This window comes from Thiocapsa sp. C2-2m, assembly GCF_041903745.1.
Lineage (GTDB): Bacteria > Pseudomonadota > Gammaproteobacteria > Chromatiales > Chromatiaceae > Thiocapsa > Thiocapsa roseilacustris.
On the sequence record NZ_JBBWVD010000011.1, the window covers coordinates 111,953 to 130,807 of the forward strand.

Annotated in this window: 24 protein-coding genes and 1 pseudogene; 17 read left to right on the plus strand and 8 right to left on the minus strand. The window is 62.4% G+C overall.

What is annotated here, in order from left to right:
- Window positions 1-128: 128 nt before the first annotated feature.
- From AADX97_RS10495 to ilvC, 3 genes are all read left to right on the plus strand, one after another.
- The gene (locus AADX97_RS10495; protein WP_374234581.1) at window positions 129-1,916 is read left to right on the plus strand and encodes an acetolactate synthase 3 large subunit; all 1,788 of its coding nucleotides are present in this window, start codon (window positions 129-131) and stop codon (window positions 1,914-1,916) included.
- Window positions 1,917-1,947: 31 nt separating this feature from the next.
- On the plus strand, window positions 1,948-2,439 hold the full coding sequence (ilvN, locus tag AADX97_RS10500; RefSeq protein WP_120798476.1) for an acetolactate synthase small subunit: 492 nt from the start codon (window positions 1,948-1,950) through the stop codon (window positions 2,437-2,439).
- A gap of 237 nt (window positions 2,440-2,676) precedes the next feature.
- Window positions 2,677-3,693 carry a ketol-acid reductoisomerase gene (gene ilvC / locus AADX97_RS10505; protein WP_374234679.1) on the plus strand — a complete coding sequence of 339 codons (1,017 nt, stop codon included), beginning with the start codon at window positions 2,677-2,679 and terminating at the stop codon, window positions 3,691-3,693.
- A gap of 379 nt (window positions 3,694-4,072) precedes the next feature.
- On the opposite strand, the gene AADX97_RS10510 is transcribed toward ilvC, so the two are convergent.
- The 4 genes from AADX97_RS10510 to moaB form a co-directional block, all read right to left on the minus strand.
- Entirely contained in the window at window positions 4,073-4,264 is a 192-nt protein-coding gene (locus tag AADX97_RS10510; RefSeq protein WP_374234580.1) for a hypothetical protein, read from the minus strand.
- 407 nt (window positions 4,265-4,671) lie between these two features.
- Window positions 4,672-4,926: a molybdopterin converting factor subunit 1 gene (gene moaD, locus AADX97_RS10515; protein ID WP_374234579.1), complete on the minus strand. Its 255-nt coding sequence runs from the start codon at window positions 4,924-4,926 to the stop codon at window positions 4,672-4,674.
- A 201-nt stretch (window positions 4,927-5,127) separates the two neighbouring features.
- Entirely contained in the window at window positions 5,128-6,378 is a 1,251-nt protein-coding gene (glp, locus tag AADX97_RS10520) for a gephyrin-like molybdotransferase Glp (RefSeq protein WP_374234578.1), read from the minus strand.
- 2 nt (window positions 6,379-6,380) lie between these two features.
- The gene (gene moaB, locus AADX97_RS10525) at window positions 6,381-6,911 is read right to left on the minus strand and encodes a molybdenum cofactor biosynthesis protein B (RefSeq protein WP_374234577.1); all 531 of its coding nucleotides are present in this window, start codon (window positions 6,909-6,911) and stop codon (window positions 6,381-6,383) included.
- 830 nt (window positions 6,912-7,741) lie between these two features.
- Between moaB and AADX97_RS10530 the strand changes: the two genes are divergently transcribed.
- Together AADX97_RS10530 and AADX97_RS10535 are read left to right on the plus strand one after the other, a co-directional pair.
- Window positions 7,742-7,936: a hypothetical protein gene (locus AADX97_RS10530; RefSeq protein WP_374234576.1), complete on the plus strand. Its 195-nt coding sequence runs from the start codon at window positions 7,742-7,744 to the stop codon at window positions 7,934-7,936.
- Between the two features lie 14 nt (window positions 7,937-7,950).
- A complete protein-coding gene (locus AADX97_RS10535) occupies window positions 7,951-8,931 on the plus strand; it encodes a GNAT family N-acetyltransferase (RefSeq protein ID WP_374234575.1) in 981 nt (326 codons plus the stop codon).
- Window positions 8,932-8,938: 7 nt separating this feature from the next.
- On the opposite strand, the gene AADX97_RS10540 is transcribed toward AADX97_RS10535, so the two are convergent.
- The gene (locus tag AADX97_RS10540) at window positions 8,939-9,574 is read right to left on the minus strand and encodes a hypothetical protein (protein WP_374234574.1); all 636 of its coding nucleotides are present in this window, start codon (window positions 9,572-9,574) and stop codon (window positions 8,939-8,941) included.
- A 30-nt stretch (window positions 9,575-9,604) separates the two neighbouring features.
- On the opposite strand from AADX97_RS10540, the pseudogene AADX97_RS10545 reads away from it, so the two are divergent.
- The 12 genes and pseudogenes from AADX97_RS10545 to AADX97_RS10600 form a co-directional block, all read left to right on the plus strand.
- A pseudogene (locus AADX97_RS10545) lies at window positions 9,605-9,706 on the plus strand (formylglycine-generating enzyme family protein); the annotation flags it as partial.
- A gap of 171 nt (window positions 9,707-9,877) precedes the next feature.
- The gene (locus AADX97_RS10550) at window positions 9,878-10,777 is read left to right on the plus strand and encodes a formylglycine-generating enzyme family protein (RefSeq protein ID WP_374234573.1); all 900 of its coding nucleotides are present in this window, start codon (window positions 9,878-9,880) and stop codon (window positions 10,775-10,777) included.
- A gap of 321 nt (window positions 10,778-11,098) precedes the next feature.
- Complete coding sequence (locus AADX97_RS10555; RefSeq protein ID WP_374234572.1) at window positions 11,099-11,347, plus strand: type II toxin-antitoxin system VapB family antitoxin; 249 nt, start codon at window positions 11,099-11,101, stop codon at window positions 11,345-11,347.
- Entirely contained in the window at window positions 11,328-11,762 is a 435-nt protein-coding gene (locus AADX97_RS10560) for a PIN domain-containing protein (protein ID WP_374234678.1), read from the plus strand. The genes AADX97_RS10555 and AADX97_RS10560 overlap by 20 nt, the downstream gene beginning before the upstream one ends.
- A 185-nt stretch (window positions 11,763-11,947) precedes the next feature.
- Window positions 11,948-12,172, plus strand: a complete 225-nt coding sequence (locus AADX97_RS10565) for an IS3 family transposase (RefSeq protein WP_374238622.1) — start codon at window positions 11,948-11,950, stop codon at window positions 12,170-12,172.
- A 245-nt stretch (window positions 12,173-12,417) separates the two neighbouring features.
- A complete protein-coding gene (tnpA, locus tag AADX97_RS10570) occupies window positions 12,418-12,849 on the plus strand; it encodes an IS200/IS605 family transposase (RefSeq protein ID WP_374234571.1) in 432 nt (143 codons plus the stop codon).
- Window positions 12,850-12,940: 91 nt separating this feature from the next.
- Window positions 12,941-13,156 (plus strand): type II toxin-antitoxin system Phd/YefM family antitoxin, encoded by a 216-nt coding sequence (locus tag AADX97_RS10575; protein ID WP_374236708.1) that lies wholly within the window; start codon window positions 12,941-12,943, stop codon window positions 13,154-13,156.
- Window positions 13,153-13,575: a type II toxin-antitoxin system VapC family toxin gene (locus tag AADX97_RS10580; RefSeq protein WP_374236709.1), complete on the plus strand. Its 423-nt coding sequence runs from the start codon at window positions 13,153-13,155 to the stop codon at window positions 13,573-13,575. The genes AADX97_RS10575 and AADX97_RS10580 overlap by 4 nt, the downstream gene beginning before the upstream one ends.
- Window positions 13,576-13,596: 21 nt before the next feature.
- Window positions 13,597-13,923, plus strand: coding sequence for a hypothetical protein (locus AADX97_RS10585; RefSeq protein ID WP_374236710.1), 327 nt, complete (start codon window positions 13,597-13,599; stop codon window positions 13,921-13,923).
- The gene (locus AADX97_RS10590; RefSeq protein WP_374236711.1) at window positions 13,863-14,276 is read left to right on the plus strand and encodes an SNF2-related protein; all 414 of its coding nucleotides are present in this window, start codon (window positions 13,863-13,865) and stop codon (window positions 14,274-14,276) included. Before AADX97_RS10585 ends, AADX97_RS10590 begins: the two co-directional genes overlap by 61 nt.
- Window positions 14,257-14,706 carry a hypothetical protein gene (locus tag AADX97_RS10595; RefSeq protein WP_374236712.1) on the plus strand — a complete coding sequence of 150 codons (450 nt, stop codon included), beginning with the start codon at window positions 14,257-14,259 and terminating at the stop codon, window positions 14,704-14,706. The genes AADX97_RS10590 and AADX97_RS10595 overlap by 20 nt, the downstream gene beginning before the upstream one ends.
- 41 nt (window positions 14,707-14,747) lie before the next feature.
- Window positions 14,748-15,095, plus strand: coding sequence for a hypothetical protein (locus tag AADX97_RS10600; protein ID WP_374236713.1), 348 nt, complete (start codon window positions 14,748-14,750; stop codon window positions 15,093-15,095).
- A 265-nt stretch (window positions 15,096-15,360) separates the two neighbouring features.
- Here AADX97_RS10600 and AADX97_RS10605 read toward each other — a convergent pair whose 3' ends face one another.
- From AADX97_RS10605 to AADX97_RS10615, 3 genes are read right to left on the minus strand one after another with little or no spacing between them, the layout of a single operon-like run.
- On the minus strand, window positions 15,361-18,048 hold the full coding sequence (locus AADX97_RS10605; protein WP_374236714.1) for a DEAD/DEAH box helicase: 2,688 nt from the start codon (window positions 18,046-18,048) through the stop codon (window positions 15,361-15,363).
- Between the two features lie 25 nt (window positions 18,049-18,073).
- Window positions 18,074-18,427, minus strand: coding sequence for a DUF86 domain-containing protein (locus AADX97_RS10610; RefSeq protein WP_374236716.1), 354 nt, complete (start codon window positions 18,425-18,427; stop codon window positions 18,074-18,076).
- A complete protein-coding gene (locus tag AADX97_RS10615) occupies window positions 18,417-18,710 on the minus strand; it encodes a nucleotidyltransferase family protein (protein ID WP_374236717.1) in 294 nt (97 codons plus the stop codon). Before AADX97_RS10615 ends, AADX97_RS10610 begins: the two co-directional genes overlap by 11 nt.
- Between the last annotated feature and the right edge of the window lie 145 nt (window positions 18,711-18,855).

The window sequence follows — 18,855 nt, forward strand, 5'->3', positions numbered from 1 at the left end:
TTGCATCCCCGTGATACAACACCAAGTCCGAGGACAGCATGGCCGCGCATCGCTTGACCAGCTACACCGATCGCGGTAACTTCGACCGCTTTTGAACCATTTCTCAGGACTGATCGGAGGTCACCGAGGTGGCACTGTCTGAAGCGCAACCCGATGGGGCCGAACCGGGGCGGCCGGAGCGGAGTGGTGTCGAGCTGAGCGGCGCCGAGATCGTCATTCAGGCGCTCGCCGACGAGGGCGTCGAGTTCGTCTTCGGCTATCCCGGCGGCGCGGTGCTGCACATCTACGACGCCCTGTTTCGGCAGGAGTCCGTTAAACATATCTTGGTGCGTCACGAGCAGGGCGCCTCGCACGCCGCGGACGGCTACGCGCGTGCGACCGGCAAGTGCGGCGTCTGTCTGGTGACGTCAGGCCCCGGTGCGACCAACGCGGTCACCGGGATCGCGACCGCCTATATGGATTCCATCCCAATGGTGATCCTGACCGGCCAGGTGCCCACCCCGGTCATCGGCAGCGATGCCTTCCAAGAGGTCGACACGGTTGGCATCACCCGGCCCTGCGTAAAGCACAACTTCCTGGTCAAGGACGTGCGCGATCTCGCGGTCACCATCCGCAAGGCCTTCTATATCGCGACGAGCGGTCGGCCCGGACCCGTGGTGGTCGATATCCCGAAGGACGTGACGGATCCGAACATCAAGATCCCGTACCACTATCCGCGCGACGTGAAGATGCGCTCGTACAACCCGGTGCTCAAGGGGCATCCGGGGCAGATCCGCAAGGCTGTGGATCTGATCCGCCAAGCCAAGCGGCCGGTCTTCTACACCGGCGGCGGCGTGGTGCTCGGCGAGGCATCGGCGCAGTTGACGGATTTCGTCCGCATGACCGGTTTTCCCGTCACCAGCACCCTGATGGGGCTCGGCGCCTATCCGATGACCGATCCGCAGTTCATCGGCATGCTCGGGATGCACGGCACCTACGAGGCGAACATGGCGATGCACGAGACCGATGTCTTGATCGCCATCGGCGCGCGCTTCGACGATCGGGTCACCGGCAAGATCGAGCACTTCTGCCCGCATGCGACCATTATCCATGTCGACGTGGATCCTTCCTCGATCTCCAAGAACGTGAAGGTCCATGTCCCGATCGTGGGGCAGGTGGCCAACGTGCTCTCCGATATGCTCAAGGTCTATCGCGAGCTGCCCCCGCGCTCCGACGAGCAGCCGGTTGCCGACTGGTGGGCCAAGATCGCCGAGTGGCGTGCGGTGGACTGCATGCGCTACGACCGCAACAGCACCGCCATCAAGCCGCAGTTCGCGGTGGAAACACTCTACAAGGTAACCAACGGCGATCTCTATCTGACCTCGGACGTGGGTCAGCATCAGATGTTTGCCGCCCAGTTCTATCCGTTCGACAAGCCGCGGCGTTGGATCAACTCGGGCGGACTCGGTACGATGGGGTTCGGCCTACCCGCGGCGATGGGCGTGCAATTGGCGTTTCCGGATGCGCAGGTTGCCTGTATCTCCGGGGAGGCGAGTATCCTCATGTGCATCCAGGAGCTGGCTACTTGCCTTCAGTACGAGCTGCCCGTGAAGGTGATCCTGCTCAACAACGGCTACATGGGCATGGTGCGGCAGTGGCAGGAGTTCTTCTACGAAAGCCGCTATTCGAACTCCTATGTCGACGCCCTGCCGGACTTCGTGAAGCTCGCCGAGAGCTTCGGACATGTCGGCATGCGCGTCGACCGGCCGGCCGATCTGGAGGCCGCGATGACCGAGGCATTCGCGATGAAGAACCGTCTCGTGTTCATGGACGTCATCGTGGATCCGACTGAAAACGTCTATCCGATGATCGCCGCCGGCAAGGGCCACCACGAGATGCACCTGGCGCCGAGTCTGTCGGATCGCGAGCTGGCCTAGACCGCGTCCCGAGCGAAAGAGATCTTAAGACATGAGACATATCATTGCCGTGCTGCTGGAGAACGAGGCGGGCGCACTCTCGCGCGTCGCCGGACTCTTTTCGGCCCGTGGCTACAATATTGAATCACTGACGGTCGCCCCGACCGACGATCCGACCCTCTCGCGGATGACCCTGGTCACCACCGGAAACGACGACGTGGTCGAGCAGATCAAGAAGCAGTTGAATAAGCTGATCGACACCGTGAAGCTGCTCGACCTCTCCGAGGGTCCGCACATCGAGCGCGAGATGATGATGATCAAGGTGCGCGCCGAGCGGCAGGACCGCGAGGAGCTCAAACGCCTGACCGAGATCTTTCGCGCCAAGATCATTGATGTGACCGATACCAGCTATGTGATCGAGTTGACTGGGGCGTCCAAGAAACTGGACGCCTTCATCGACGCGGTTCCGGAAGGACTGATCGTCGAGGTCGTCCGCTCGGGGCCCACCGGCATCTCGCGCGGCGACAAGGGCCTCACCATTTAAACCGCGTCTTCGTGCGACCCACCTTGAGACAGGTGCCGGTCTCCTGTCCGCTCGGTATGGCGCGTGTCCGTCGCCTCTGTGGCGGACGCGGTTTAAGTATTCAATCATTTTCCTGGATTGAGCGGCTTGCGCGGTTGCGGTTCATAGTCCCGGGTCGGGTCTGAGTGAGTGCTTGAAGACTTCTCGCCTCCCGATTCGCCTCATACTTCTCCATTTGAAGGATTCTACTCAATGACCATCAACGTGTATTACGACAAAGACGCCGACCTCTCCCTCATCCAGGGCAAACAGGTTGCGATCATCGGTTACGGCTCGCAGGGTCATGCCCATGCCAACAATCTGAAGGAATCGGGTGTGTCCGTGATCGTCGGACTTCGCCAGGGCTCGGCCTCTGCCGCCAAGGCGGCCAATGCCGGGCTTGACGTCCGCTCGATCGAAGAGGCGGTGAAGGGTGCGGACGTGGTCATGATCCTGGCTCCGGACGAGCACCAGGCCGCCCTCTATCGCGAGCAGATCGCACCCAACATCAAGCAGGGCGCGGCGCTTGCCTTCGCCCATGGCTTCAATGTGCACTTCGGCCAGATCACGCCCCGCGAAGATCTCGACGTCATCATGATCGCGCCAAAGGGGCCGGGCCATCTGGTGCGCTCGACCTACACCCAGGGCGGCGGCGTGCCCAGCCTGATCGCGGTCCATCAGGATGCGACCGGCCAGGCCCGCGACATCGCATTGGCTTATGCATCGGCCAATGGCGGCGGGCGTGCCGGCATCATCGAGACCAACTTCCGTGAAGAGTGCGAGACGGATCTGTTCGGCGAGCAGGTCGTCCTTTGCGGCGGGTTGACCTCGCTGATCAAGGCCGGTTTCGAGACCCTCGTCGAGGCCGGTTATGCGCCCGAGATGGCCTACTTCGAGTGTCTCCATGAGGTCAAGCTGATCGTCGACCTCATCTACGAGGGCGGCATCGCCAACATGCGTTACTCGATCTCCAACACGGCCGAGTACGGTGACCTGACGCGCGGTCCACGCATCATCACCGACGAGACCAAAGCGGAGATGAAGCGCATCCTTGGCGAGATCCAAAACGGCCAGTTCGCCAAGGAATTCATCCTCGAAAACCAAGCCGGCGCGGCGTCGATGAAGGCCATGCGTCGTCTCGGCGAAGAGCACCAGATCGAAGAGGTCGGCGAGCGTCTGCGCGACATGATGCCCTGGATCCGCGAGAAGAAACTGGTCGACAAGTCACGCAACTGATCGGTTGTATAGTGGTTAGTGGTTAGTGGTTAGTGGCTAGAAACGATCACGTTACCAGTGACTTAGCGACCGGAAGGCCGATAAGCTGGCGCCTATTGACGATTACCCTGCTCCCTCGCGTGATCCGATCGTGTTCGGATCCCGAGAGGTATGAGGTGATTTCCGGGAAGCATCGACCAAAATGTAGGGGCGACTTCAGTCGCCCGTACATGCAATACAGCCATACGCGGTCGGGATGTGTATTTCAGTGAATTTCCTTAAAGGCCATGCACCCAAAATGCATGGCCTTTTTTATACCCGTTGCTGATGATGCCCTGCATGTCGAGAGACCGTCTCTTGCAGCGTTTATAATAGGCACTCGCTTCGCTTCACGAATGAATTAACCCCGTGCTTTCTCTGAAAGCTCAAGTGCACGGGCTCGACCGCTCATCGCCAATGCATCGTCGCTGCCCACGGGATCCATCCGGGCCTGTCTCGGGAGATAGGTCGCGGGCGACGCCATTCCGAGCATGCATCCATAGAGAAACGACCACCCCGTCATCGCACCGAACAACTGATATGTATACGTCATGATACTGCTCCTATCGAGCGACGCGATCGCAAGGACGTCCTTTCGTCGTTTGCTCTCGGTCGCGATCGGCAGGTCGAGCGGTAGGAGTTGTCCCGTAGATGGGGCGATCGAATCCGACTCCGCTGTTCCTGTCTCCGTGACTAAAGCCTATGTCAGCGAGAGGAATACAATCGCGACCGAGGTCACGTTTTCGATGGGGACTTCCCTGTCGAGCGCGACCTCCAACCGATGCCTATCATCATGAAGGATGGCGCCCGAGTGCAGCTCGCGATGCACCAGGCACTTGTGCGGATGCTCTCTGAGCCGACGGACCCAGGCGGGATAGCGGATGCGCCGGCATCACAGGGAGCAGTCGGACACGCTGTGCTTTGCCCGATCGATCACTTCATGTTGATGGCCAGCGCGCTCTATCCGCCGGTGACCGGCGGGAAGAAACCGACCTCGTCGCCGTCTTTGATCCTTGTGTCCGGCCGAGCAATCTCTTGATTCACTGCCGTCAGAACCGATTCGCCTTCGCCCAAAGTCGTTGACCAGGGCTCGCCGCGGGTGCGCAGGTGTGCCAGCAGACCCGCCACGGAATCGATGTCTTGGGAGACATCCATTTGTTCCCGCGCCAGTCCGAGGCTCTCTCTGAGCCGAGCGAAATACAGGATATCGATCATATTCCCCTCCGATGCTAAACCGCGTCTGGAGCGGCATGCGCGGTTATTGGATTGGATCGGCGACGGCTGAAACCATGCATGCCGGAGCTGACGCGGTTTAGGATGATAAAAACAGGAACTCTAAACTGAGCCTCCCCAAGGCATTTGACCAAGGCAAGGTCGATTCTGCCCCCATCACATCCATGCTCGACCGGACGCGGCTCAGCCGAATATGCCTTGGAACGGGATGAAGTCCACAAGGTCGCCTTTGTGGATGACCTGGTTCTCGGGAATCTCCACCAGACCGTCCGCCCAGGCGACCGAGGAGAGCACGGCGGATGAGCGGCTGGGGAACACCGCAAGCTCCTGCGCGCCGTCATCGCCGATTTGAATGCGCGCCCGGTGAAACTCTCTGCGTTTATCGGGGCGCGGCCAGTCGAAACTCGCACGGAACCGAAGACTCAGGGGACGCAGATCCCCGGTGATACCCTGCTGCCGTCTGATCACCGGGATGCCGAACAGACAGAAGGTGACAAACAGTGAGACCGGGTTGCCCGGATTGCCGATGAAGGGCGTCGTGCCGATCCGACCGAAGGCCAGCGGCTTGCCGGGGCGGATTGCAATGGTCCAGAGCTCAAGCGTGCCGACCCGCTCGAGTGCGGCTTTGATGTGATCCTCTTCGCCGACCGAGACGCCGCCGCTGCCGACGATCAGATCGGCCTGTGCCGCGCCCTGCAGCAACGCCTGCTCGGTAGCCGACAGGGTGTCTTCCACGATCCCCAGATCCACCACTTCGCAGCCGAGCTGCTGCAGCAACCCGAAGAGCAGGAAGCGGTTGGAGTTGTAGATCTGTCCGGGGCCGAGCGGCTCGCCCGGCATCACCAGCTCGTCACCGCTGGAGAAGACGGCGACGCGCAGACGCCGGCGCACGCGGATCCGCGCGGCGCCGACCGAGGCGGCCAGTCCCAGATGCTGGGGCGCAAGACGGGTACCCGCGGCGATGACCTCGGCGCCGGCCCGGATGTCCTCGCCGAGACGGCGGATGTTTGCGTCTGTCTTGCACGCAAGCGGAACCTGGACCCAGTCCCCATCGGCCTCGCAGATTTCCTGGACGACCACGGTGTCGCAGCCTTCCGGCACCGGCGCACCCGTGAAGATCCGCGCTGCCGTGCCGGGTTCGAGCGCGCTCCCGGTCGAGCCGGCGGGGATCCGCTGAGTCACGCGCAGTCGCCCTCCGCCGGTGGCCAAGTCCGTATGGCGGATCGCATAGCCGTCCATCGCGCTGTTGTCCCAAGCGGGGACGTTGATCGCGCTCAGAACCGGTTCGGCCAGGACGCGTCCGAGTCCCTCGGCGATCGAGACGGTTTCGGTCCCGTCGACGGGCTTGACACGCGCGAGCAGGCGTTCGAGCGCCTGCTCTTTGGTCAGCGCCGCGCGCCCGGGCGCGTCACAGCCGCAAGGATCGGTGGTCATGCTCAATGCTCCAGCAAACGCGGAATGAGCTGCGCGAAGTTGCACGGGCGGGTGCGGCTGTCCAACTGCGCCAGCAGGATGCGATCCCAGGCGGTGCGGCAAGCCCCGCTGGAGCCCGGCAGGCAGAAGATAAAGGTCCCGTTGGCAAGTCCTCCGAGCGCGCGTGATTGCAGGGTCGAGGTGCCGATCTCCTGAAGCGAAAAGCTCCGGAACAGCTCGCCGAAACCCTCCAGCGGCTTGTCGAGCAAGGGGGTTACAGCCTCCGGGGTACTGTCCCGCCCGGTCACGCCGGTGCCTCCGGTGCTCAGGATGACCTGAATCTCCGGGTCGGCGATCCACTCGGAGAAGGCCGCGCGCATCCGGTAGATGTCGTCCGGGACGATGCGTTTGGCCATGACGCGGTGTCCGGCCCCCTCGGCGCGCTCCGTCAGCAGGCGCCCCGAGGTGTCGTTGTCCTCTTTACGACTGTCCGAGACGGTCAGGACGGCGATCCGCAGGGGCAGAAAGTCTTGGTCTGTGAAGTGCTCGGGCATGGCATTGTCCTGTGGCTGAGGCGTGCCGCGGTGAGTGACGGCTCAAAAACAAGGTGTACAGAGGCGTGAACGGCATCAGCGGCCTCGCCCAAAAGATCTGCCACCCCAAAACTTCACGAGCTCGTGACAGCCGCTCTGCGGTGTCACGCATGCCACGTGCCGCGATGGCCGGAGTGACGAACCGGAACAAAGGCGCATCAGCCGTAGGTTGGGCAAAGCGCAGCGTGCCCAACCCGCGCCGGCATCACTGGGAGCAGTTGGGCACGCTGCGCTTTGCCCAACCTACATGTTCATATTGATCTTGGATCGTTCCTGAGCGCTCTGTTGCGGTCGTCGTGCATTGTATCCGGATGACGGCCGCAGTCGCGATTCCAGACAGACCGCGGGAAATGAGTCGCGCGACCTTCACCCAAATGCCCCGCTGGCCGAGCCTTGTGAAGACTTTCTGGTGTATTGCTACGTCGAGAGCGAGCCATCGAGCGCCTAGGTGGGCGGGGCTTTGGTCATCCTTTCGTCCAGGCCTCTCGGGTTCCCCAACCGGACGCGAAACTCCGGCCGCACGCCCGGGTACGCCGACTTCAGTCGGCACCCCGGGGAGGCGGACTTCAGTCCGCCGCGCGGGCGCGCTCGGGCGACTGAAGTCGCCCGTCCCCGGGAGCCGGATGAATCCGACGTACCCAGGCCGCGGGCGGAGGCAGCGGGCAGCGGCGTCTCCTCGACAGGCGCACTTGAACTCCCGCGGATCGTCAGGCATCTCGGTACGACCGCAGTTGCCTTTATCGGCGCTGAACGTCGTTTCTTTCATTGCCGCCAATTCGGATGACTCCGCCATGATCAGCACCGGAACCTTGATGCTCTGCAAGGCGCTCCTGACCGCGGGCGCCATCATGGGTTTCCTGCTTCGGGAGCTGTGGTTGTTGCGTCGGATGAAACGGGAGGACGAAGCGCGAAAGGCCGAGGCGGCAGGTGCTGCCCACCCGCATAAGACCCGAGACGACGGCGCGACCGGTGCGACTGGCAGTTGAGGGGAGCGCTCGACATGGCGACATCTCCCGACCCCCGAGACCCGTCCGACGACTTGCGCGAGGGCCTTCGCGCGGCGCTGGCCAATCAGCCTTTGCTCCTGCCGGTCGCAACCTCCAGCCCCGATGAGCGCCGATTGTGGCGTGCCTGCGAGCTTGCGACCTTTGCCGAGTATCGTCTCGGCGGCATCCCGGACCCTTGGTCGCTCTCGGACGAGGCGATCGAAGACTGGAGCCGATTGAGCCTGGCGACGGGCGAAAGGATCGGGGATCCCGCCGACCTGAGTGATTATCTGCCCTACTGGATCATGCTCGATGGCCGCTGTCTGGGCACCCTTGCCGTCGCGCTCCGCGATCCGGGGTGGGGCGATTACTTCATGTGGGTCGCGAGCCTCTACCTGTTTCGGGAGGAGCGGCGTCAAGGCCATGCTGGTCGGGTCATGGACGCGTTGGACGAGATCGCCGGCCGTTTAGGTCTGGGCGGCATCCGGCTCGAGACCGATTGGACCTGGCAGAGTGCGCTGCGCTTCTACCTGCATCGGGGCTTCTGGGTCGCCAACTGGAAGCGCTCGCTGAGCCTGGTGCGCTACCGTGCCGACCCCGTCTACGCGGTCCGCGAGCGCGCACAAGGACTGGATTTCCTGCTGCATCGCGACGACTCAATCGGCGCGGCCCCGGCGTGTTTGATCTCTGCCGGGCGCGACGGTGACCGTCTGATCTGGGAGGACCGGCGCGAGTCCGAATCTGCCGACGACGCGTTCGTCGAACCTCGTGGCAGCGTCGCATCGACCTTCGCCCTCTGCCTCGCCGTCCGGGGATGGCCGCTGATCCGCGGTCCGAACGAATGGGAGCAGCGCCATCGCTGGTGCGATGTCGGCATGCCGGAGGGGCTGGCCGACAAGATCACCGTCTTCGAAGCCTATACCCGCCACTGCCGCTTCCGCGTCGATACACCGCGGATTCCCGGGTTGATCTATCCAGCGTGGGACGAGCTTTGAAGCTCCGTCACCGCGTCGAGGCGTGATCCAACGAGACCGAAAGCTTTCCGTAAACCGTGGGTCCGTCCGACGGCGTGACGGCGCTCGCAATGGGACCCGGACGATTGGTCGAGCAGGCGGACAGCGCGAGCGCGACAACGAGAAGGATAAGGGGAAGAAGAAGGGTCTTCATGGGTGAGTCAACTTCGCCAACGTCTACCTGGCTGGCCTGGATCGTCTGCTCCTCGAGCACTGCAAGGTTCGCGGCCTCGTGCGCTACATGGACGATCTGGTTTGGTGGGGTGACAGCCGCGAGGAGGTGCGCGGCGCCCGCGAGGCGGCGTGCGCTTAGGCGGCCGATACCCTGTCCCTGGAGATGAAGGACCCGATCCAGATCGGGCGCAGTCAACATGGCCTGATGCTCTGCGGCTACCGCGTTCTGCCCGATCGACTCCTTCTCTCGCGTCGCCGCAAGCGGCGTTACGGTGCGTGCCGCCGCGACTGGGAAGACGCCTTCGTTACCGGCGAAATCGGCGCTCTTAGGCTTCAGGCCGGCTACAGCGCCGCTCTCGGGATCACCCTCCATGCCGACGCGGCCGCATGGCGACGGGAGCAGCTTCGGCGGGTTCCGGTTGCCCCCGAGTTGGCGGCGTTGTAACGTCATGGCTCGGAAGACGGTCGGACCGACGCCAACCGTGTCGTTCGCGGCGGATCCTGGAACAACAACGCCCGCAACTGCCGTTCGGCGTACCGCAACAGGAACCACCCCGACAACCGCAACAACAACCTCGGTTTCCGTCCTGCCCGAGCTCACGCACGGAGCGGATGCTCCGCACCTGAACAGACCGTCCTCCGGGGCCGCGTTTTTCGCTGGCCGAAACCCAAAGCCCTCCGGCGTGTCAGTAGCCCGCGCAGAAGCCGGGCGAACCCTCGCCGGCAGGGCGCCCCGTCGCGGTTGAATCGCCAAATGGGCCAAGCCCTGCACATCGATTCCGGTTGGCACCCACTGATCCACGGCTGTCCGCCCGCCTTTGCAACGGAATGGGGCGAGGACCGGTTCGGCATCTTCATCGGCTTTACGCTCGGCGACCTGGTCCAGCGTCTGCGGTGGATCCCGGCCGGCGCCTTTCGTATGGGCTCGCCCGTGGGTGAACCTGGGCGCTTCGACAACGAAGGTCCGCAGCATGACGTTTACATCTCCCGAGGCTTCTGGCTGTTTGACACCCCTTGCACCCAGGCCCTGTGGGCGATCGTGATGGGCGAGAATCCGAGCCGCTTCAAGAGCCCGGATCGCCCGGTCGAGCAAGTCAGTTGGAACCATGCCCAAGACTTTCTGGCCCGTATCAACGCACGCATCCCCGGCCTGGATCTGGTGTTGCCGACGGAGGCGCAGTGGGAGCACGCCTGCCGGGCCGGACCGGATACCGCGATCTACAGCGGTCCGATCGACATCAAGGGCGAAAACAATGCCCCGCCGCTCGATCCCATTGCCTGGTACGGCGGCAATAGCGGCGTGGATTTCGACCTGGATGACGGCTGGGACTCGGCCTTGTGGCGCCAAATGCAATATCCGAATCCCAGGTCCGGCACACGCCCGGTCGGGAAGAAGCAGCCGAACGCTTGGGGGCTCTACGACATGATCGGCAACGTCTGGGAGTGGTGTGACGATGGCGTACGCGACTACGACGCCGATTGGAGGGTCGACCCCGTTGGGCCTGTCGATGCAGCCGGCGCCGCCCGTGTCGTTCGCGGCGGCTCCTGGGGCAGCGGCGCCCGCGACTGCCGTTCGGCGTGCCGCGCCGGGCTCCCCCCCGATGATCGTTACGACCTCCTCGGTTTCCGTCCTGCCCGAGTTCAGGTGTCGTGAGTTCAAGCCGGCTCGGGCCGCGGAGCGTGCGGCTGCGCTGTGGCGCGCCCCGCGGAGCGGGGAGGGGCGCGCCACAGCGCTGCCGTCGCGCGGAGCGGGTTTGTTCATGACTCCGACCACACGGGCGGCTGACTGGAGAGCTAATCAGGGACAGAACACGGTTTCTTGAGACTGAAGAAGCACAGAACGCAGTTTCCCGAGTCAATCAGAAACAACCGTAGTCCGTCCCCGGTTTCCGCTTCTTGTTGCCATCTTGCCAGCAGGAAGGCTCGGCCCTAAGCTGGAGCCTTCCTCGGAGCTCGAGACGACCGGAGCCGATCGATGGCTGAACCGCAACTCTCCGTGCGCAGCGCCAAGGCACGAGAACTGGCCCATCGGCTGGCGCGCTACGAACGCCGCTCGGTGGCCGAAGTGGTCGAACGGGCGCTGGAGATGTACCAGGCACGGCAGCTCGGACACGAGCCTGCACGGGCCTTCTATGAGAGGCTGGCGCGGGATTGCGCGACCGATGTCGATCTAGATGCACTGATCCGCGAGGAACGCAAACCCCATACGGGCATCGACCTGTGATCTTCGCAGACACCAACGTGGTGTCGGAAACGCTGCGCAAGACGCCCGACAAACACGTCCTCGATTGGCTGATCCGTTTCGACGCCGAGTCGCCTTTCCCACCGTGACCATCGCGGAAATCGCCTTCGGCATCCACAAGATCCGCACGGACCAGCGTGCAGCGCGACGGAACCGAGGGCTGGAGGACTGGCGCACCCGATTCGCCGACCGAATCTATCCGTTCACCGAAGCCGCCGCCCTCGCATACGGAAAGATCATGGGCGAAGCGAGCAGGCGAGGCCGTCCTCTGAGCGTACCTGACGGCATGATCGCTGCCATCTCGATCGTGAACCGCAGCGCCCTGGCGACCCGGAACATCGCCGACTTCCGGGCGATCGCCGAGCTTGAACTCTTGAATCCATCGGATTTCCGCTGACCCGGACAGGAACCGCCCGTGCGTCGCCGTGAGGCGGATAGCCGACACCAGTACCAGCTGGTCGCACAGCAAGCTCGGCCGAGCCTGCCAGTCCTCGATTTCGACCCTCAGACCCGGCGCCATGCCAGCGCGGAGCGTCCGACCGGGGCTGCTGCACCGAACGCCAAAATATTGCATTACAAGACCTGACCCCATCGCCCCCGACCGAGAGCGGGTTCAACAGCTTCAAGAACGAGCGGGTCTTCGCAGAGCGCTTCGCCACCCGCGACGCCATGAAGGCCACCGCCTTCGAGTACGTCGAGGTGTTCTACAATCGCAAGCGTCTGCATTCCACCCTCGGTTACACTTCCCCGGCACTGTTTCTGAACGACTGGATCAACACTCGGGAGGGAGAAGAACAGGTCGCATGAACCCCTGCCCTTGGAAGACGAAAAACCGAGGGAAGCTCAGTGCGATATCAATGGCGTTAAACCACTGCTATAGAAACGAGAAAACAGAGAACACATCGATGAAAATAGCAACCGTCGCCAATGCTAAATAAAACGGGTAATCCCCCGGCTTTGCCGGGGTGACAGTAGCAGTTTGACATTTCCGGGAGTCCATCGGGGACACTCCGCAGCGTGAGCCGCCAAGCACACGCTTGTGGAGAGTCCCGATGGACGATTTCGAGAGCCTAAGTCACTCCAAATGGGAGTGCAAATATCATGTTGTTTTCATCCCGAAATATCGCCGCCGCGTGCTCTATGGGCAACTGCGGTCACACCTCGGGGAAGTCTTTCACCGGTTAGCCCGGCAAAAGGAAAGCCGGATCGAAGAGGGGCATCTGATGTCGGATCATGTTCACATGCTCATTTCGATTCCGCCGAAGTATGCCGTGTGCCAGGTGATCGGCTTCATCAAGGGCAAAAGCGCGATCCATCTGGCGCGCGTCTACGGCGAGCGCCAGCGCAACTTTACGGGGCAGCACTTCTGGGCTCGGGGATACTTTGTCTCGACCGTCGGTCGGGATGAAGCGACGATCCGAGAGTACATCCAGCACCAAGAGAGCGAAGACCAGCGCCTGGATCAGCTCAAACTGTGGCGCTGATTTGCCGCCTTTAGGCGGCCCAAGAACCGTGGGGCCGCGTTAGCGACCCCTTTGCCGCTTTGAGCGGCTCACGAATTCAAAGCCCCCGGCTTTGCCGGGGGATGGTTACTCCCACCTCTCGTCCCTACTCGCGGAGGTGGAGGCGGGAGAGGAAGTCGTCATCACCCGCTGTGGGCGGCCAATCGCGCGACTGGTTCCCGAACCAGGGACAGCCTGCAATTGGGATGAGCTGGAGGCTTGGGTGGCATCCGGACCTCCGGCGCCGGGCGCAACGGTCGCGCAGTTGCGTGAGCAAGACCTTCTGTGATCTATCTCGATACCTCGGTGCTAGGTGCGATCTTTTTCCGCGAGCCCAACGCGGCCTTGGTCTTCGGCCAAGTCAAGGCGGTGCGCTCTCGCGGACTGGTCATTTCGGCTTGGACGTTGACGGAGATGGCGAGCGTAGGGGCCATCAAAGAGCGGACGGGCGCAATTGATCACACAATCCGGCAGCAGGCGCTAGCGACGTTCCACTGCTTCGCTTTGTTCAATTTGACATTGATCGAGATCGAGCCAGCCGATTTCAGGTCGGCGGCGGTGCTGATCGAGATGCCAGGAGGACTGAGAGCTGGCGACGCGCTGCATCTGGCGCTGGCGAAACGACTCTCCATAGACCTGGCGACCTTGGACCGTCGGCTTGCGGATGCCGCCCCGGCGTGCGGTGTCCCGCTACTCCCCGTCGGTTGATCGAGACAGGAGTGAGGCAGCATGTTTGATAAAGATCTACAGGTTCAACACCCCAGCTTCGGCACGGGCACGGTCATCCTAGACCAGGGCGAGACCGTCATCGTCCGCTTCGGCGACCGGATCGAGTCCTGCGAGACGGCGGCGCTCACCCGGCGCATTGCGCTCGCCGAGGCGGTCCGGCTGGGCCATTGGTCGCCGACACTGGATGTGACACTCAAGGCCCAGGCGGCGGCAATCCGCTCGCTCAACGATGCCTGGGGGTGTTCTCGCGCTCGCGTATCGATCTCTTGCCCCATCAACTCTGGGTCTGTCATCGCGCCTTGCAGCAGTGGCCGATTCGGCTCTTGATCGCCGACGACGTGGGTTTGGGTAAAACCATCGAGGCGGGCCTGATCCTCTGGCCCCTGCTCTCCAGCGTTAAGGTCCGGCGACTCCTGATACTCACCCCCGCGTCTTTGGTCGAACAATGGCAGTACCGGCTGCGGACCCTGTTCGATATCCGGATGTCCATGTACCGTCCTGAGGTGGATACGCCCAAGGCCGGTTTCTGGAGCACCCACAATCAGGTCGTCGCGTCACTGCCGACTTTGCGCACTGATCGCAAGGGCCGTCACGAGCGTCTGTTGGACGCGCCGCGTTGGGACATGCTGGACGCTGGGATGCCGGTTTGTAGAGCGGTTGGTGACCGAGGATCGGGTTGAGTCCTGCCTATTTTTTACGGGAACCCCGCACGGCGGCAAGCCCTATGGCTTTTGGTCCCTGATGGCCCTGTTGCAGCCGGAGCTATTCAGTCCGCGCCGGCCGGAGTCCGAGCAATTGCCGTTGCTGCGTCCCTTCCTGATCCGCAACTTCAAACAGAAGGTGACGGATATGGCCGGCAAGCGCCTGTTCCAGCCCGTCGTCAATTATCCCGAGACATATTCCTATAGCGCGGCGGAAGCGGACTTCTACCAAACCCTCACCCGCTTCATTATGGCCGGTAACGCCTATGCCTCCGGTCTGCCATCTGGTCAGGAGACGGTGCTGACGGGGAACCGGGAGACGACTGCCGCGGCATTCAATCAGGGGCGTATCCGCTTTCTGGTGTCCACCGAGGCGGCCACGACGCCATCTCCACTCTGTCGGACCTAGTCGGTCATTGCCAGAGCTTCGACCTCTCCCAACTCGCCGATGTGCCACGTAAAGACCTGCCGGATCTGGTTCCGTTCTTTTTCATGGATGCGGTCACGAGCCAGAGCGGACAGGTCCGTCAGGTCATTGCCGGCGTCACGGCCAATAGCGCCGGTGACTTGGCGCTTATCCGCGACGAGGAGGTGTTGGACCTCCTCAATCAACGCAAAGGCTCGGTGACAGACCTGGATGCTGTTCCGACAAGCATGTCTCAGGAGCGGTTGCGCTGCTGGCTTGACGATGCGCGGCAGTATGCTCGTGAAGCTGTCGATTCTCTAAGACTACCCTTTCGCAAGCCATTGCTGATCGACTTGGCCTTATTCTGGCCGGAGAACGTGGACAGTCAGTAGGTGTCCGGTATCGGATCGATTTGCGACACAGTAGCCTAGGATTCCACGGGCCGTTTCGGGTCGTGACTTGTTGCTCGTTGAAGCGCGAACGACTTTCCGCTGCATGGCTCGGCAGCGAGCAAGGCGGTCGCGCCGAGCTCTGGTTGAGCCAGCAAATGGCTTACGACGTCTGGCAGGCACGGCAGAAGCCACGACCGGAAATCCAACGGCTTGCCGCGAAGTAGGTCGCGGCGAAGCGCGCATGCGTTGGCGGAGCCGCCATCCGCTACCCTCCGTACTGGCTGGCAAGGCCGCTGAGGGTCATGTTTTCCGCGATGGCGTCGTGTGGGATCAGCAGGTACCGCCAGGGTTTCCCGCCATGTGAGAGCGCGTGGACGGAGGCATTGGCGCACCAACCGACCGCAGCCTCTTTCTTGGCGAGCACCGAGGGATCCGCCATCTCTTTGCGCATCTTCGGCTCCAGCATGTAGACGGCTGCGCTCGTTTCGGCGACGAAGTCGGGCTGGTACTCGCGATGGTCGGCACCGTCGCGGTAATAGATCTGGAACTGTCCGCGGGCCGGCCTGAACCACTTGGCCGCCTCACGTTCCAGGATCACGGCCAGCTTGCGTTCGGCGTCGGACTCGAACTTCTGGACCGGATAGAGGCAGCGTTCAAAGCCGCCAAACAGGTAACGGCCCATGTTGCTCTTATCCGCGGGCGAGACGCGGTAGTTCGCGGGCGGCTCCTTGACCGAGGTGCTGTAGGCGCTCGGTTTCAGCTCGCTGAAGCCCTTGCTGATCTTGACCTCGTAACCCCCGTCGGTCTCCTCGAACCAATGCTGTTGCATCTGGGCATGAATGAAGTTGGCGATGGGCTGCTGGTAGCAGCGCAGGACCTTGCGTGTATCGTCTTCGGCGAGATAGCTCAGAAAGTGTTGGACGGTCTGCCCGGCCAGATCATAGAGAAGGTCGGCGTGGTCATCGTAGGAGATGTCGTCAAAGTCGATGAGGCCGCTGACCAGGTAGTCCTCCAACCGGGCTTCCTCGAAACCTCCCTGCCCCAGTGTCACGACGTCGCGTTGCCCGGTGCGCAGGTGCTGGACCCATAACTCGTCGGAGACCGGCGCGTATCGCAAGGTCGCCAGCTCCAGCGTGAAGGGTTTGAATCCCGAGCGGACATCGCCTTTGGGAACGACCAGGATGCGCGGGATATCGATGGTCTGCCGTGCGACCAGGTCGACGGTCTTGGCGACGACGGCAGCAATGTCCGGCTCCTCGGCGAGTCCCTCGAGACCCAACTGCACCGGGGTGCGCTGCTCCTCTACCGCCTGAACAATCGCGGCCTGGACCTCGGGTGCCCTCAGATGCTCGACCGTCGGCACGGTTTGCGCGTCGCTACTCAGCCGCTTGATCGCGGCGTAGGCCAGTTGAGCAATGGCCTGTTCCTCGGGTTTATCGAAGGCTGGGGGTTGGTCGTCGCCGGCGACCAGGGTGCCGCTGGTCGGTGTCGCGGGCTTGAAACCAAGTCGGCTCGCCAACTGGGACTGGGAGACGACCGTGGCGGTCTTCTGCCCGAGCTGGTCCATGTCCAGCACGACCGTCCGGAGCTGTATCGCCGACCCCGGCCGCTTGGCCTCGTCCACGATCTCCTGAAAACGGTCATGGGCGACGATGTTCAGGCGATCCACGGCGGTCACACCGGTGCGCACGCCGTAAGGCAGGCGCAAACCGCGCCCGATGGACTGCTCGATCAGGACGCGCGCATTGGCCGCGCGCAGGGGCACGATGGTGTAGAGGTTGGTGACGTCCCAACCCTCCTTGAGCATGTTCACGTGGATCACGATCTCGGTCGGCTCCTCGGTGTGCTCGACCTTGAGCAAGCGCGTGATCATGGCCTCTTCCTCGGCCCCGCTCTTGCTCGAATCCACCTGAATGACCTTGTCCTTGTAACGCCCCTCGAAGAAGGCATCGGATTGGATCAGCGCCAGCAGCTCGCCCGCATGGGTGGTGTCGCGGGCGATGACCAATACGAAGGGCTTGACGATGGGCTTGTCGGATGCGCGCGCATAGGTCTCCAGCTCGACCTTGACACCCTCGTGCAAGCGCACCCCGTCTTCGAGCTTGAGGCGCTCGATCTCGGAGGCGGACATGCCGCTGGGGTCGAAGTCCTTGCGTGTGACAACCGCCGGCTCCTTCACGAAGCCGTCGGCCATCGCGCGAGCCAGCGGGTAGTCGAGGATCACGTTCTTGAAGGCGACGGCGCCCCGGCTGGTCTCGACATAGGGCGTGGCCGTCAGCTCAAGCCCGAGGATAGGACGAAGCTCGTTGATCGCCCGAATCCCCGCGCTCGCGCGGTAGCGGTGCGACTCGTCCATCAGGAGCACCAGATCCGGCAGTCCGGCCAGATAGTCGAAGTAGCTGGTGCCGATGTACTCCGACAGCCGCTTGATGCGTGGCGCTTTGCCTCCGCGTACCTCCGAGTTGATCTTGGAGATGTTGAAGATGTTGATCCGCACCATCCCGAACAGGCCGCCCCCGGTAACGTTCTGTTGCTCGTAGTTGTCGCCGGTGATGACCATGGGCGTGTTGGTCGCGAACTCGGCGATACCCCGGAAGACATACTTCGGCGTGTTCGGCGTAAAGTCCGTGATCAGCTTATTGTAGATGGTCAGGTTAGGCGCCAGCACGAAGAAGTTGTCGATGCCGTGGGCCTGATGCAGGTAGCTGATGAAGGCACCCATGAGCCGGGTCTTGCCCACGCCGGTCGCGAGCGCGAAACACAGCGAAGGGAAATCCCGCTCGAAATCCGAGACCGAAGGGAACTCCCCGCGGATGATGTCCAGCACGGCGGCGACGTCGGGCGCCTTGCCGGGCGGCGTGATGTCCATGATCCGATGCAGGATCTCCAGCGCTCGGCGCTGGGGCGGGCGCAGGCTTAGCCGGCCGGCGATGGCATTGACGTGGCGATTCATTTGAGAGCATCCCTGTTTGATGTCGTCACTGGTCGCCGCCGTTCAGTTTCGTACGCAGACTACGCGCAGATGACTCAATATCCGGGACCTTGTGCAGTACGACATCCCAGACGACATACAGGCTCAAACCGAAATAGTGATGGGCGACCACGTTGCGAAACCCTGTCGCCTTCGACCATTCAACGTCCGGCATCATCGCCTTGGCCTCCGCGGGCAGGGATTTCGCCGCCTCGCCGATAATCTCCAGATTACGGAGGACGGCATCGACAACCATCTCGTTGTCGCGAAATTCCTCGAAGGTCATGCCTTGGGTATAACGGAGAACCTTTTCCGCGGCGTCGAGGATATCGTCAAGGAAGAAGGTCCAATCACGCGACATGGATCAAATCCTTTTCGATCAGCGGGCGCATCCTTGGTTTGATGGCATCCGGGGTGGCCAAGTCTACCTTAGTGACAAACAGTGCCTCCAGGAAGTCCTTCAAGCCGATGTACCCGTCGAAAGTGGGTGGTCCTTCGAATTCCACCAGCACATCGATATCGCTGCCCTCGTGGAGTTGATCGCGTGCCGCAGAGCCGAACAGGGACAGGTGCTTAACAGCAAAGCGCCGTTGCATTTCATCCAGATGCTGGTTCAATTTCTCCAATACCTGCGCTCTATTCATGTCTGACCCTCCTTTTCAAAGTCGTCGGATAGGTGCCCCGGCTGCGGCAATCCACTCACGCACGCGCCAACTCCCGATCCAGGTCATCAAAATCGACTTGAAACGATTCCTTCGCTGGCTTCTCCTCTGGTGAGGCGCTTCGAGG

Bases quoted from the DNA above. Each gene is read 5' to 3' on its own strand.
- ilvN (WP_120798476.1), top strand. From the start codon at position 1,948: ATGAGACATATCATTGCCGTGCTGCTGGAGAACGAGGCGGGCGCACTC.
- moaD (WP_374234579.1), bottom strand. From the start codon at position 4,926: ATGATCGATATCCTGTATTTCGCTCGGCTCAGAGAGAGCCTCGGACTG.
- AADX97_RS10510 (WP_374234580.1), bottom strand. From the start codon at position 4,264: ATGACGTATACATATCAGTTGTTCGGTGCGATGACGGGGTGGTCGTTT.
- tnpA (WP_374234571.1), top strand. From the start codon at position 12,418: ATGGACGATTTCGAGAGCCTAAGTCACTCCAAATGGGAGTGCAAATAT.
- AADX97_RS10540 (WP_374234574.1), bottom strand. From the start codon at position 9,574: ATGACGTTACAACGCCGCCAACTCGGGGGCAACCGGAACCCGCCGAAG.
- AADX97_RS10555 (WP_374234572.1), top strand. From the start codon at position 11,099: ATGGCTGAACCGCAACTCTCCGTGCGCAGCGCCAAGGCACGAGAACTG.
- AADX97_RS10605 (WP_374236714.1), bottom strand. From the start codon at position 18,048: ATGAATCGCCACGTCAATGCCATCGCCGGCCGGCTAAGCCTGCGCCCG.
- AADX97_RS10585 (WP_374236710.1), top strand. From the start codon at position 13,597: ATGTTTGATAAAGATCTACAGGTTCAACACCCCAGCTTCGGCACGGGC.
- AADX97_RS10610 (WP_374236716.1), bottom strand. From the start codon at position 18,427: ATGTCGCGTGATTGGACCTTCTTCCTTGACGATATCCTCGACGCCGCG.
- AADX97_RS10615 (WP_374236717.1), bottom strand. From the start codon at position 18,710: ATGAATAGAGCGCAGGTATTGGAGAAATTGAACCAGCATCTGGATGAA.
- moaB (WP_374234577.1), bottom strand. From the start codon at position 6,911: ATGCCCGAGCACTTCACAGACCAAGACTTTCTGCCCCTGCGGATCGCC.
- AADX97_RS10530 (WP_374234576.1), top strand. From the start codon at position 7,742: ATGATCAGCACCGGAACCTTGATGCTCTGCAAGGCGCTCCTGACCGCG.
- glp (WP_374234578.1), bottom strand. From the start codon at position 6,378: ATGACCACCGATCCTTGCGGCTGTGACGCGCCCGGGCGCGCGGCGCTG.
- AADX97_RS10550 (WP_374234573.1), top strand. From the start codon at position 9,878: ATGGGCCAAGCCCTGCACATCGATTCCGGTTGGCACCCACTGATCCAC.
- AADX97_RS10535 (WP_374234575.1), top strand. From the start codon at position 7,951: ATGGCGACATCTCCCGACCCCCGAGACCCGTCCGACGACTTGCGCGAG.